Source organism: Microbacterium sp. LS_15 (genome assembly GCF_041954735.1).
Lineage (GTDB): Bacteria > Actinomycetota > Actinomycetes > Actinomycetales > Microbacteriaceae > Microbacterium.
Genome location: NZ_JAVAYD010000001.1, coordinates 135,985 through 149,506 on the forward strand (window position 1 = coordinate 135,985; position 13,522 = coordinate 149,506).

Below are 13,522 nucleotides of genomic sequence, written 5' to 3' on the forward strand. Positions count from 1 at the left end.
TCGCGCGAGTCGGCGGGTCAGCGGCGGCTGTCCGCGCGCGGGGTCAGCGCTGTGGCGCCTGCGACCTGGGCGTCCGTCGTCGCTGACGCGCGGGGGAGCGTCTCCGGCAGAGACGCGATGCCGATCACGCCGATCACGCTGAGGCCCACGAGGTAGGCGGCGACGAGCCAGGGCGTGCCGCCCGTGAGCCCGACGAGGGCCGTGGCGACGAGCGGCGCGGTGCCGCCCACGAGCGCCGCGGGGATCTCGCGGGAGATCGCGATGCCGCTCCACCGCATGCGCGTGGGGAAGAGCTCGGCGAGCATGGCGGCACTGACGCCGATCGTCGCTCCCTGCACGATGGCGAGGCCGAGGATCAGGCCGAGCGCGACGAGCACCGAGTTCTCGGTCTGGAACAGGAGGAAGAGCGGGAACGCGAACACGATCGCGAAGATCGCGGCGCCCAGCAGCACGGGTTTGCGGCCGATCCGGTCGGCGAGCCTCCCGAACCCGAGGGTGGCGGGGATGGTGAGGAGCTCGGCGACGATGAGGCCGATGAGCGCGTGCGTGGGATTCACGGTCAGGGTGCCGGTCGTGTACGAGATCGAGAACGTCTGGACGATGTACACCCACGGCAGGGCGAACACGAAGAACGCCATACCGGCGAGCAGCGTGCGCCAGTGCGAGCGCACCGCGAGGGCGAGCGGCGCGTGCGACACGGTGCCCTCACGCTCCGCCGCCTCGAACGCCGCCGTCTCCTTCACGCGCAGACGGAAGTAGAGGGCGAACGCGACGATCACGATGCTCGCGATGAACGGGATGCGCCAGCCCCACGCCTGGAACTGGTCGGAGGGCAGCAGGCTGATGAGCGCGAACGTCGAGGTCGCGAGAGCCATGCCGAGATAGACGGAGGCTCCGGGGAAGCCGGCGATGAACGCGCGGTTCCGCGTGTCCGACGACTCGCTGGCCATGGTCATGGCGCCGGCGAACTCGGCCCCGGCGCCCGCGCCCTGGAAGAGACGCAGCACGATGAGGAGGATCGGCGCCCAGATGCCGATGGTCTCCGCGGTCGGCAGGAGCCCGATGAGCGTGGTGGCGATACCCATCATGAGCAGCGTCGCGAGCAGCGTGCCCTTGCGACCGATGCGGTCGCCGAAGTGGGCGAAGACCAAGCCGCCGATCGGACGCGCGCCGAAACCGACGGCGAACGTCGCGAAAGCGCCGAGGAGCCCGGCGAAGTCGCCCCCGCCCGGGAAGAACAGCGGCGCGAACACGAGGGCCGACGCGAGACCGTACAGCGTGAAGTCGTACCACTCGATGATCGTTCCGACCGAGCTTCCGATCACGGCTCGGCGTCGCTGGTCTCGCGGATCCAGTCCGGGGCGGTCGATGTCGTCGGCGATGTCGATGTCCATGGCACTCCACTGTGTCGGGCACGCCGGTCGTCGGCGGCGATCTCCAGGCTAGGAAAACCGGACTCGCGACCTCATGTGCGCGGAGCACACCATCGGGTCGGGATGGTGGGCTCAGTCCACACCGTCGTGCGAGCGTCGGCTGCTCACCGCGCTGTCGCTGCGCACCACCGTGTGCGCGGGAGCCACGGGAACGGCGCCGATGTGGTGGCGCGGGCCATGGTTCGCGCAGGCGGCTCGCTGACACGCTGGAGCCACGGCGTCGACGAGGACGCCGTGGAAGGAACGCACCCATGACATCGGCATCCACCGCCCCGCGCGGATCGACCGGATCCTCGGAACCGAACCCGGCCCCGTCCTCGCAGATCCGCACCATCGTCGCCTCGAGCGTCGTCGGCACAACCGTCGAGTGGTTCGACTTCTTCGCCTACTCGACGGCCGCCGCGCTGATCCTCAACTCCCTGTTCTTCCCCGACTACGACCCGTTGGTCGGCACGATCCTCGCCTTCGGCGGCATCGCGGTCGGCTACTTCGGCCGTCCACTGGGCTCCATCATCTTCGGGCACTTCGGCGATCGGATCGGACGCAAGAGGATGCTGGTGCTGTCGCTCGTTCTCATGGGCGTCGCCACGTTCCTCATCGGCCTCCTGCCGACCTACACCGCGATCGGGATCGCCGCTCCGATCCTGCTGATGGTGCTCCGGTTCGTGCAGGGGTTCGCCCTCGGCGGCGAGTGGGGCGGTGCGGTCCTGCTCGTCGTCGAGCACGCCGAGCCGCGGCGTCGCGCCTTCCTCGGCAGCTTCCCGCAGGTCGGTCTCGCTCTGGGGCTCACGCTCTCGACGCTCGTCTTCCTTCCGCTGGTGGCGCTGCCGGGTGACGCGTTCTCGACGTGGGGCTGGCGGGTGCCGTTCCTCATCAGCGCGGTGCTGGTGCTCGTCGGCCTGTTCATCCGGCTCCGGATCACCGAGACCCCGGAGTTCGAGAAGATGCGCGAAGCCGGACGCGAGGCGCGTGTTCCGCTGTGGGACACGCTCAAGACGCACCCGGGTCAGGTGATCTTCGCGGCGTTGAGCTTCGCCGTCATCGGCGCGGTGTTCTACATGCTGTTCACGTTCAGCCTCACGTACGGCACCCGCTTCGTCGGTCACACCCAGCCGGAGATGCTGACGATCGCGACGGTGTGCTCGGTGCTGGCGCTGGTCGGACTCCCGCTCGCCGGCCGGCTCGCCGACCGCTTCGGCGTGGCGCGGGTCTTCGCCGCGGGCACCGTCGTCTCGGTCGTGCTCGCGTTCCCCGCCTTCTGGCTCATCGACACGGGCAGCCTCCTCGCCGCGTACGTCGCGTACATCGCGACGACGGTCGGCTTCTGCGCGACCTACGGCACCCTCGGCGTGCTCTACGCCCAGGCGTTCGACGTGCGCATCCGCTACACGGGCATGTCGCTCGCGCTGGGCATCGGCACCATCGCCGGCTCGGCGTTCGTGCCGATCATCTACCTCGAGCTGCTCGACGTGTTCGGCGGCTCCTGGGCGATCGCCCTCTACATGGTGGTCGCGGGACTGGTGACGCTCATCTCGGTCACGGTGCTGCACCGCCTCACCCGTCGCGCTGCCGGACGCGACGGCGAATCATCCACGACCGAAGGAATCACCCGATGATCGACGACACCACGCGCCACCTCCTGAGCGGATGGGCCGGCATCGACGCCGCGCCCGGGTCCCTGGCGGGGGTGGTGGTGGTCGACGTCACGCGTGTGGTCGCCGGGCCGTACTGCTCGATGATCCTCGCGGATCTCGGAGCCACCGTGATCAAGGTCGAGAACCCCGACGACCCCGACTACACCCGCACCTTCCCGCCGCTGCTGCCCGGCACGGACGGCGAGTCTCTGAGCGGCTTCTTCGCCCAGTTCAACCGCAACAAGCTGGGGGTCACCCTGAACCTCAAGAGCCCCGGCGCCGCCGAGGTGCTCGACCGGCTCGTACGACAGGCCGACGTGGTCGTCGAGAACTTCCGCCCGGGCACGATGGAGCGGCTCGGACACGGGTACGACCGGCTCAGGGAGGTCAATCCTCGCCTCGTGTACGCCGCGTTGAGCGGGTACGGGCAGACCGGTCCGTATCGGCTGCGTCCCGCGTACGACAACAGCGCGCAGGCCACGGGCGGCCTGTGGTCGATGAACGGGGAGGCGGGCCGACCGCCCACGCGCGTCGGGACGATCATCGGAGACCTCGCGGCGAGCCTGTACGGGGTGATCGGCATCCTCGCGGCGCTCAGGCACGCCGAGCAGACGGGCGAGGGGCAGCTCGTCGACATCTCGCAGCAGGACTCGGTGCTGACCCTCACCGAGAACGCGGTCGTGTCGTACACGGCAGAGGGCATCGTGCCGGAGCCGCTCGGCAACGAGCACCCGTTCGTGCGCCCGTACGAGCTGTTCCCCTGCAAGGACGGGTTCGTGTTCTTCGGCGGATACACCGACAAGTTCTGGCGCATCTCGTGCGAGACCTTCGGAAGCGCGGCCGATTGGGCGGACCACCCCGACCTGCAGGCGATGGCCACGCGGTTCGATGCCGACGTGTACCGCGAGAAGGTGCGCCCGCTCGTGCTGGGATGGTTCGCCGACCGCACGAAGGCCGAGCTCGAGGGCCTCGCCGGCGACCTGGTGCCGCTGAGCGCGGTCAAGGACATCGGCGAGGTCGTGGAGGACCCGCAGATCGCGGCGCGGGGCATGATCGTGGAGACCGAGTACCCCGGCCACGGATCGCTGCGCACGTTCGGCTCGCCCGTGAAGCTCGACCGGACGCCGCCGCAGACGTCGGGAGCGGCGCCTGCGCGCGGCGAGCACACGGACCGGGTGCTCGCCGACCTGCTCGGGTTCGCGCCGGACGACGTCGCGGCACTGCGTGCGGAGGGTGCGATCTGATGTCGATCCGGCTGGAGAGCGACGGCGGTATCGGGATCATCACGATCGACCGCCCCGAGAAGCTCAACGCGCTCACACTGTCGATGTACGACGAGCTCGGGGCCGCCTTCGCCGAGGTCCGCGACGATCCGGGCATCGGGGTCGCGGTGCTCACGGGGGCCGGCGACAGGGCCTTCTGCGTGGGGGCCGACCTCGGGGAGTCGATCCCCGCTCTCACCGCGGAGAGGTTCGACATCAGCGAGTGGGATGCCGCCCATCAGAAGCACTCGACCCTCGAGAAGCCGGTGATCGCGGCGATCAACGGACTGTGCCTGGGCGGCGGTTTCGAGATCATGCTGTCGACCGACATCCGGCTCGCAGCCGCCGAGGCGCAGTTCGCCCTGCCCGAGACGGGGGTGGGCGTGGTCCCGGCCGGCGGCACGCTCGTGCGACTGATCCGTCAGATCCCGTACGCCTTCGCCATGGACCTGATGCTGCGGGGCACCCGCATCGATGCGGAGACGGCGCTGAGATACGGCCTCGTGAACCGCGTCGTACCCGGAGCAGACCTCATGAACGAGGCGATCGGACTCGCGGAGGAGCTGCTGCAACGCAGCGGGACCGCCATCGCCACGGTGAAGCGCGCCGTGCGCGCCCTCGCCGACCTGCCGGAGGACGAGGCGTTCCGGCAGGAGGCCGCTCTCGGTCAGCAGGCGTTCGCGAGCGACGACGCCCGTGAGGGTCTCGACGCGTTCGCGACGCGACGGCCGCCGTCGTTCCCGTCGCGCACGGCGATGCGGGTCGGCTCGCCCTCATAGACTGCTGGCAGTCCCGATCGTCGCTGCCCGAGGAGACGCATTGACCGACACAGCAGTGAGCCCCGCCGCGCTCGTGCGCGAGGTCCTCGCGGCGACGCGTGCGCAGCCGGGCGAGCGCACGACGGCCGTGAGCAGGATGCTCGTCGAGGCCGACGTGCCTGCCGAGGAGCGCGACCAGCTCGTCGCGGCGGTGCGCGACTCCCAGCAGCAGACCGCGCGACTGCGTCGGCGCGCGACCGAGCTCGAGGCGCTGTTCTCGACCGCGCGCGAGCTCGTGCGACTGCAGGACGTGACCGACGTGCTGCGCCGGCTCGTGGAGCGGGCGCACGAGCTCATGGGCACCGATGTCACGTACCTGTCCGAGGTCGACAACGAGCAGGGCGATCTCCGCGTGCGGTACTCGGCGGGCACCGTCACTCCGGAGTTCCGCGACCTGCTGGTGCCTGCCGGCTACGGGCTGGCGAGTCTCGTGGCGGAGACGCGCGAGCCGGCGTGGGTCAGCAGCTACCCGGACATGGCCGAAGCTCCGCACGACGCGGGCATCGACACCGCGGTCGAGCGGGAGGGACTGGTCTCGTTCCTCGGTGTTCCTCTCGCCATCGGCGACGAGGTGCTCGGCGCGCTGTTCGCCTGCAACCGGTTCTCGCATGACTTCACCCCCGATCAGGTGCTGCTGCTCTCGGCGTTCGCCGACCACGCCGCGGCCGTCCTGCACAGCGCGCGGGTGCTCGCGGAGAGCGCGGCAGCGCGTGCGCACGCGGAGGAGGCCTACCGCGAACTCGAGCGGCACGTGTCGGCGACGAGGGTCGTCGGAGCCATCCATGAGGAGCTGACGGCGGCGGTGATGTCGGGTGCCACCGTCATCGACCTCGTCTCCACGCTCTCCGATCGTCTCGGTCGCCTGGTCCGTGCGGTCGACGAGGCTGGCCGCCCGCTCGACGCGAGCGCGGACACCCGGGCTGCGCTCCCGTCTCGACGATCACTCGGCGACGCGATCCGTGAGAGCAGGACGAGCGGTCATGCCGTGCTCGTGCAGGGTGAGGAGGGCGCCCGGTGGCTGGTCGTCGCGATCATCGGCGTCGATCGGGTCCTCGGGGCGATTCTCGCCGAAGACGCCGACGCGGCGACCCATGACGTCGCGCGTCTCACGATGGAGCGTGCCGCGCAGGTCGCAGCCCTCGTCTCCTTCAAGCGCGACGCCGTCTCGGCGATCCGAGCGGAGCGTCGGGCCCGCGTGCTCGCCGCAGTGCTCGACGGGGATGCCGACGCCGCGGCACTGGCCGTCGAGCTCGCCGAGCCCGTCGTGGCGGCCGCGGTGCTGGATGTGCGCGGACACGAGGGAGCCCTCGGGCTGGCCGCGGAGGCGGTCGGCGACGAGGGAGTGGTGGCGGTGCGTGACCACCGACTCGTCGTGGCATGGACCACCGTCGACGTCGAGGGCGTCACCGAGCGCGTGCGACGCGTGCTCGCGGACCGCCTCGGCGATCCGGGTCTCTCCGCGGTAGTCGTGTCCGCCGTGGAGGGCGTGGCGGCGCTGAGGTCGTCCGTCGACCGTGCGGCCCGCGATCTGCGCTTCCTCGATCCGCTCGGCATCCGCGGCGTCACGGTGCGTTCTGCCGACTTCGCCCCGTACCACGTGCTGACCTCGGGCGACCCTGACGCCGCGGCTCGTTTCGTCGACAGTGTGCTCGGGCCCGTGCGAGCGTGGGACGAGCGACGAGGCACAGTGCTCGTCGAGACCCTCGGCGCCTATTTCGACCGGGGCGAGAGCAGACAGGCCACGGCCGCCGCGCTGCATGTGCACCCGAACACGGTGCAGCAGCGGTTGGATCGCATCTGGTCGCTCCTCGCGGGCGAGGCCGACGACGCGGAGTTCCGTTTTCGACTTCAGGCGGCCGTGCGTCTCGAACTGCTCAGACGCGCTCTGCGCTGAGGCCGGCCCGGCGACGCGTCACTCGCACTCTCCGAGGAAGCCGAGGTAGCAGACGGCCTCGTGGGTCTCGGCGGGACGGTAGTCGTCGTTCGATACCTGTCGGGTGTCGATCTCGGGCGTCCGCGTCAGATTCCCATACGTGCCGAGTGTCGCGACGTACGCGCCTTCGCTGTCCTGCGCCCGCATCTGGCTGATCGCGTTGCTGTAGTCCGCGCAGATCGCCGTTGCGGTCTCGGTCAGCTCCACACCGGCGCAGTTCGCGTCGTAGCTGGCCTGCAGCAGGTTGGTGCAGTCGGTCCAGTCCTGGTTGACGTAGCAGGGGTTCACGGTGTCCATAGAGACGTCGTAGCGACCGGTCTCGTATTCCTCGCTGTGGAAGGTCTCCGGCTGCTCCGGCACGTCGACCTTGGTCCAGTGCCGTGCCGTCGTGAAGGCCGTGACGACGACGATGGCGATGATCAGCAGCAGCGCACCGAGGATCGACAGAGTCACCCACAGACCCACGTTGCGCTTCTTCGCCGGGGCGCCGTCCGACGGCATCCCGGCATACTGCGTGGTTGCAAAAGAAGGGGAGCCGGGGTCGCCGCCGGCGGTCACCGCCGTCGGAGCGTACGCCGCCGTCGGCTGTGCGTCCGGTGCCGGTGCACCGGGGTACGACGATGTGGGAGCGCCCGGGTACGGCGCGGTGGGAACGCCCGGGTACGGCGACGTGGGCGTCTGGGCGTGCTGCGGGGCAGGGGAGAAGGGCGGCGGTGCGGCGTCGAAGCCCGGCGCGGCCGCGGGTGCGCCGGCAGCCGGTTCCGGCGAGACGGACGGCGCAGCGGGTGGCGGGGGAGTCTGCTGCGCGGCGGCGGGCTGGAGGGAGAGCCAGTAGGCGTACCAGCCCTGAGAGGATGCCGGATCGTCGGCGACCTGCTGCGCTTCGACGTCACTGAGCTGCAGACCCAGCGGGCCGCGCATGTCCGCTCGCTTGAGGGCCTCACGGAACTGATCGAGTGACATCGTCATACACATGAGGATGGCAGACGAGCGTCGCCGTCGACAATCCGCGGCGGGCGTCGGCAGCTGCCTAGAGATGCGGAGCGCACTATCAGATCGCCCGCATCCGACGCCACGCCCTTTCCGCCCGCGGTGGCGTCGGGCATCGTCGATACCGTGCCGAGACGACCGATCAAGGGAGGCTGCGCATGGCGCTGACACGAGTGGTTCCGGGGGAGGAGCCGGGTATCCGTCGTGTGCGTTCGGGGTCGGGGTTCCGCTATCTCGATGCCGGAGACCAGCCGGTCGCCGAGGCCGACCGCGAACGCATCCAGGATCTGGTGATCCCGCCGCGCTGGACCGATGTGTGGATCGCGGCCGATCCGCTGGCGCACATCCAGGCCGTCGGCACCGATGACGCCGGCCGTCGCCAGTACCTCTATCACCCGCTGTGGCGCGCGGGGCGCGACCAACGCAAGTTCGCCAGAGCGCTCCGCCTCGCGGCTGCCCTGCCTTCGGCCCGCCGACGGGTGACCCGCGCGATCGGCGAACCGGGGCTGTCGAAGGAGCGCGCTCTCGCCGTCGCCTTCCGTCTGCTCGACGACGGAGCTCTGCGGATCGGCTCGGAGCGCTATCTCGTCAAGCACGGAAGTCGGGGCCTGAGCACCCTCCGTCGCCGCGACGTGCGGATCGACGGGAACACGGTGGCGCTCGAGTTCCCCGCGAAGAGCAAGCAGCTCGCGTCGATCGAGATCACCGACGGGCCGCTCGCCGAGGCGCTGTCGGAGTTCGCGGTGGGCTCTCCGCGAGCGACGCTGCTCGCGTATCGCAAGGGCCGCCGACGCGTGCGGCTGACGTCGAACGAGATCAACGCGTACCTGCGGGAGGTCGCCGGGGCGGCGTTCACCGCCAAGGACTTCCGCACGCTGCACGGGACGATCCTCGCGGCCGACGCCCTCGCGCGGATCGGTCCGCTCGAGGGCAAGAACGAGCGCCGCAAGGCGGAGCGGCTCGCCGTGCAGGCGACGGCGTCCGCCCTGGGCAACACGATCGCCGTCGCCCGCAACAGCTATATCGACCCGCGGGTGTTCCGTCTCTACGCGCGCGGTCGAACCCTCGATCTCTCGGTATCTCCGGAGACCGCGATCAGACGACTGCTCGGCAAGTGATCACCGTCGGACGCCCGCGCCTGCTCGGCCGGGGCGGCCGAGGCGAGGCCGGATGACAGGATGGAGCCATGGACACAGCCAACCTCACCCGCGAGGAGACCGCCGCGCGATCCGCGGCGATCACCGTGCGCGGCATCCGCATCGAGCTCGATCTGACGGGCGCACCCGAGCGGGCTCGCCCGGGTTTCCCGACCACGACGACGCTCGAGTTCTCCTCGACGGACGAGTCGACCTGGCTGGACTTCATCGGGCTCTCCGTCGATCGCCTCGTCGTCAACGGCCAGGAGCGCGACATCGACTACGACGGTGCTCGCATCCGCCTCTCCGATCTCGCCGCCGACAACGTGGTGCGCGTCGAAGGCACGGGCGCGTACAGCCGCTCCGGCGAGGGGCTGCACCGGTTCCACGACCCCGCCGACGGGCTCACCTACCTCTACACCCAGTACGAACCGGCCGATTCCCGACGGGTGATGGCGTGCTTCGAGCAGCCCGACCTCAAGGCGTCGTACACGTTCGTCGTCGATGCGCCGGCCGGGTGGCAGGTGCTGTCGAACCAGTCGGCGACCTCCGTCGACGTGGGCGTCGGAGTGCAGCGCGTGGAGTTCGCCCCCACGCTTCCGATCTCGAGCTACATCACGTCGGTCGCGGCCGGCCCCTACACGAAGGTCGACGGCGCATGGCAGCGCGACGACCAGAGCATCGCGCTCGGCGTGTTCGTCCGGCAATCGCTCGCGCAGTACCTCGAATCCGACGAGATCCTCGAGATCACGCGGCAGGGCCTGGACTTCTTCACGGATGCCTTCGCCTACCCGTACCCGTGGGGCAAGTACGACCAGATCTTCGTTCCGGAGTACAACCTCGGCGCCATGGAGAACCCCGGGCTCGTGACCTTCACCGAGTCGTACCTGTCGCGCGGCGCGGCGACCGACGCGCAGCGAGCCGCCAGGGCCAATACGATCCTGCACGAGATGGCTCATATGTGGTTCGGTGACCTCGTGACCATGAAGTGGTGGGACGACCTGTGGCTCAAGGAATCGTTCGCCGATTACATGGGCGCGCATGCCTCGGCGGTGGCGACCCGGTTCCATGACGCGTGGGTGAAGTTCGCCGCGAGCCGTAAGGCGTGGGCGTATCAGCAGGACCAGCTGCCCACCACGCATCCGATCGTGGCCGACATCACCGACCTCGAGGCGGCGAAGCTCAACTTCGACGGCATCACCTACGCCAAGGGCGCTGCGGTGCTCAAGCAGCTCGTGGCATTCGTGGGCGACGAGGCGTTCTTCGAGGGCGCGCGACGGTACTTCGCGGCCAACGCCTACGGCAACACCACGCTCGACGACTTCCTCGTGCAGCTCAGCGCCGTCTCCGGCCGCGACATGACCGAGTGGTCACGCGCGTGGTTGCAGACCACCGGCCTGTCCACGCTCCGGCTCGACCGCTCGGGCGACAGCCCGGTGCTCGTGCAGCAGGATCCACGGCCGCATCGCCTGCGGATCGGTCTGTACGACCGCGTCGACGGTCGCATCGTGCGGCGGGACCAGATCTCGCTCGACATCTCCGATGAGCGCACCGAGGTCGAACTCGCGGAGGCCGACCTCGTCCTCGTGAACGACGACGACCTGACCTACGCGAAGGTGCGTCTCGACGAGCGCTCGCTCGCCACGGTCGAGGAATCCCTGTCGATGATCGAGGACCCGCTGGCCCGTGCTCTCGTGTGGTCGTCGCTGTGGAACGCCACTCGCGACGGCGAGCTGGCCGCCTCGCGGTACACCGCGATCGTCCGGGCCCACGCTCCGGCCGAGTCGAACATCGGCCTCCTCGTGGGCGTGCTCGCCAACGCGGCCTTCGCCATCCGTCACTTCGTCGCCGACGCTCGTCGCGGCGATGAGCAGCGGCTGTGGGTGGAGGCGACGTGGAGCGCTTTGCAGCATGCCGAGCCCGGGAGCGACGCGCAGCTCTCCTGGGCGCGCGCCCTCGCCGCGGCATCCGCCTTCGACGACGTCCGGCACGTCGAGGTGCGGGGAATCCTCGACGGCGGAGCGCCCGAGGGCCTCTCCGTCGACCCGGATCTCCGCTGGCAGTTGCTCACCGGACTCGCCACGACCGGGCACGCCGACCTCGCCGACATCGATCGCGAAGCAGAGGCCGACGACACCGGCAGCGGCCGCACGGCCGCCCGCCGCGCCAGGGCATCACGACCGGAGGCCCCGGTTCGCGCGCAGGCGTGGCGCACGGCGTGGGACGATGAATCGCTGAGCAACGATCACCTGGATGCCGAGATCGGCGGCTTCCGCGCCGGAGGCCGCCGCGACCTCATCTCCGGCTTCGATGACGAGTACTTCGCGCGCATCGCCGACGTCTGGCGGACGAGGAGCATCGAGCTGGCGCAGCGTCTGGTCGTCGGGATGTTCCCGGCCGCGGACTCGCTCGAGCCGGTGGACGGATGGCTCGCGCAGAACACCGACGCTCCGGCGGCGCTACGGCGGATCGTCGTGGAACAGCGCGATCACCTCGCTCGCGATCTCCGCGTGCGCGCAGCCCAGTAGTCGCTCAGGAGGACGCGAGCTCGCGCGCTGCGCGCTCACCGAGAGCGCGCAGCGCGGGCCGATCGTCGCTCTCGGTGAGGAAGACCGCCGTCAGGTACGCCGCCCAGGCGCGAGCGCGCACCCACGTGTCGTCGTCGTATCGCCCCGCCGCGGCGGCGACGAACGCCGAGCGGCCCTCGGGATCGAAGAGGAGCCAGCTCGCCGCGAGGTCGTAGGCGGGGTCGCCGGAGGTGACGTCGCCGAAGTCGATGAGCGCGGCGAGAGATCCGCTCACCACGAGGACGTTGCCCGGGTGCAGATCGCCGTGGATCCAGACCGTCTCGGATGCCGGAGCGGCGGCGACTCCGGCATCCCATGCCGATTGCATCGGCTCCGTCTCGTCGAGCCGCGCGAGCCGCGTCCGCATCGCCCTGTCTCGCACCGGGAGCGGCACGCCGCGCACCGGGTTCCGCGGCGCGTCGGCGGGCGCGGGCCGATGCAGGGCGCCGAGAGCCCGGGCCAGGTCCGGCGCCCACGGCGTGTTGGCGCGCATCCGCGGTCCGAGAGCAGGAGTGCCGTCGATCCACGGAACGACCGACCAGGGCCAGGGGAACGCCTCGGTCGGCGCACCGTGGACCACGGGCTCCGGGGTGCGGATCCCGAGCTCGGCCAGACGCGGACCCAGTATCGGAAGCGCTCGCTGCTCGTGTCGGATCAGCGACGAGGCGAGCGCCCGCCTGGGGACCCGCACGGCGAGCTCGTCGCCGAGTCGCCAGATCGCGTTGTCCCAACCCTCTGCGACCTTCCTCAGCGGGAGGTCCGCGAGCCGCGCCGAGTCCTTCTGGGCGCGCAGAAGCGCGCGGACGTCGTCCTCGTCGATGCGGCGTTCGGCGGCGGGGGAGTCCGCCACCGTCAGAGGTCGAGCGAGTCGTTCGGCTCGAGTGCGAAGAACTCGCCGCCGTTCTGCTCGGTCGCCCACTTCAGGCGGTCGCGGTGCATGGACTTGCCAGCGACCGACAGGGTCATGTCGTGCGTGCCGAACGCGCGGCGCGGCTTGACCGCGAGCACGTAGTCCATGGCCTCGCCGATCTTCAGCCACGGTGCGCCGAGAGGAGCCGCGAGCGTTCCCACCTCGACGCCCTCGGGCACCGCGTACGAGTCGCCGGGATAGTAGAACTCGCCGTCCACGAGCACGCCCACGTTCTCGGGCACGGGCAGCGACGAGTGGATGACCTCGTGCGTCCCGCCGAAGAATCGCAGCTCGAACGGTCCGGCCGTCACGGTGTCGCCCGGAGCGACCACGGTGATGTCGTATCCCTCGGCCGCCTTCGCGACTCCGGCAGGGCCGAAGATCGGCGTGCCTGGTGCGGCGCGCAGGATGCGGTCCAGGTGCTCGGGCGTCCAGTGGTCGGGATGTTCGTGTGTGAGGACGACGGCGACGAGACCGCTGAGGTCGTCGAGGGGGCTGGTGAAGGAACCAGGATCGATCAGCAGGACGTCATCGCCCTTGTCGATGCGGAGAGCGGCATGTTCGAATTTCGTGACGCGCATGAGCCGAGTCAACTCCGTTCCGATCGGTCTCGCAAACGGCTTGACAGCCCGCCACGCCCGGGATCCCGCTCCCTTCGGCCTCGATTTGGCGCAGTGAGAATCGCCGTGGCATACTTGAACGGTTGTCGCGGGACGGAAACGCTCCGCAAGACGGCCCCATCGTATAGCGGCCTAGTACGCCGCCCTCTCACGGCGGTAACGCGGGTTCGAATCCCGCTGGGGTCACACAACACGCGAAAGCCCTCGGTTCTCCGAGGG

10 protein-coding genes and 1 tRNA gene are annotated in these 13,522 nt (G+C 70.1%); 7 read left to right on the top strand and 4 right to left on the bottom strand.

What is annotated here, in order from left to right; all coding sequences use genetic code 11:
• Nucleotides 1-17: 17 nt before the first annotated feature.
• Nucleotides 18-1,394 carry an MFS transporter gene (locus RAC69_RS00665; protein ID WP_375084439.1) on the bottom strand — a complete coding sequence of 459 codons (1,377 nt, stop codon included), beginning with the start codon at nucleotides 1,392-1,394 and terminating at the stop codon, nucleotides 18-20.
• A gap of 290 nt (nucleotides 1,395-1,684) precedes the next feature.
• Here RAC69_RS00665 and RAC69_RS00670 point away from each other — a divergent pair, with 290 nt between their 5' ends.
• Genes RAC69_RS00670 through RAC69_RS00685 form a run of 4 tightly spaced genes read left to right on the top strand, consistent with a single transcriptional unit; the run spans nucleotide 1,685 to nucleotide 7,041 of the window.
• Complete coding sequence (locus tag RAC69_RS00670; protein ID WP_375084441.1) at nucleotides 1,685-3,049, top strand: MFS transporter; 1,365 nt, start codon at nucleotides 1,685-1,687, stop codon at nucleotides 3,047-3,049.
• Nucleotides 3,046-4,311, top strand: coding sequence for a CaiB/BaiF CoA transferase family protein (locus RAC69_RS00675; RefSeq protein WP_375084443.1), 1,266 nt, complete (start codon nucleotides 3,046-3,048; stop codon nucleotides 4,309-4,311). The genes RAC69_RS00670 and RAC69_RS00675 overlap by 4 nt, the downstream gene beginning before the upstream one ends.
• Nucleotides 4,311-5,108, top strand: a complete 798-nt coding sequence (locus tag RAC69_RS00680; protein WP_375084445.1) for an enoyl-CoA hydratase/isomerase family protein — start codon at nucleotides 4,311-4,313, stop codon at nucleotides 5,106-5,108. The genes RAC69_RS00675 and RAC69_RS00680 overlap by 1 nt, the downstream gene beginning before the upstream one ends.
• A gap of 40 nt (nucleotides 5,109-5,148) precedes the next feature.
• The gene (locus RAC69_RS00685; RefSeq protein WP_375084446.1) at nucleotides 5,149-7,041 is read left to right on the top strand and encodes a helix-turn-helix domain-containing protein; all 1,893 of its coding nucleotides are present in this window, start codon (nucleotides 5,149-5,151) and stop codon (nucleotides 7,039-7,041) included.
• Nucleotides 7,042-7,059: 18 nt separating this feature from the next.
• Here RAC69_RS00685 and RAC69_RS00690 read toward each other — a convergent pair whose 3' ends face one another.
• Complete coding sequence (locus RAC69_RS00690) at nucleotides 7,060-8,049, bottom strand: hypothetical protein (protein WP_375084448.1); 990 nt, start codon at nucleotides 8,047-8,049, stop codon at nucleotides 7,060-7,062.
• Nucleotides 8,050-8,228: 179 nt separating this feature from the next.
• On the opposite strand from RAC69_RS00690, the gene RAC69_RS00695 reads away from it, so the two are divergent.
• Together RAC69_RS00695 and pepN are read left to right on the top strand one after the other, a co-directional pair.
• A complete protein-coding gene (locus tag RAC69_RS00695) occupies nucleotides 8,229-9,188 on the top strand; it encodes a DNA topoisomerase IB (protein WP_341934639.1) in 960 nt (319 codons plus the stop codon).
• A 68-nt stretch (nucleotides 9,189-9,256) separates the two neighbouring features.
• Nucleotides 9,257-11,734, top strand: a complete 2,478-nt coding sequence (pepN, locus tag RAC69_RS00700) for an aminopeptidase N (RefSeq protein WP_375084449.1) — start codon at nucleotides 9,257-9,259, stop codon at nucleotides 11,732-11,734.
• Nucleotides 11,735-11,738: 4 nt separating this feature from the next.
• Here the strand turns inward: pepN and RAC69_RS00705 are convergent, their stop codons facing one another.
• Both RAC69_RS00705 and RAC69_RS00710 read right to left on the bottom strand, forming a co-directional pair.
• Nucleotides 11,739-12,623 (bottom strand): aminoglycoside phosphotransferase family protein, encoded by an 885-nt coding sequence (locus tag RAC69_RS00705; protein ID WP_375084451.1) that lies wholly within the window; start codon nucleotides 12,621-12,623, stop codon nucleotides 11,739-11,741.
• A gap of 2 nt (nucleotides 12,624-12,625) precedes the next feature.
• Nucleotides 12,626-13,264, bottom strand: a complete 639-nt coding sequence (locus RAC69_RS00710) for an MBL fold metallo-hydrolase (protein WP_341934636.1) — start codon at nucleotides 13,262-13,264, stop codon at nucleotides 12,626-12,628.
• Between the two features lie 152 nt (nucleotides 13,265-13,416).
• On the opposite strand from RAC69_RS00710, the gene RAC69_RS00715 reads away from it, so the two are divergent.
• Nucleotides 13,417-13,489: transfer RNA gene (locus RAC69_RS00715), tRNA-Glu, on the top strand.
• Nucleotides 13,490-13,522 lie beyond the last annotated feature (33 nt).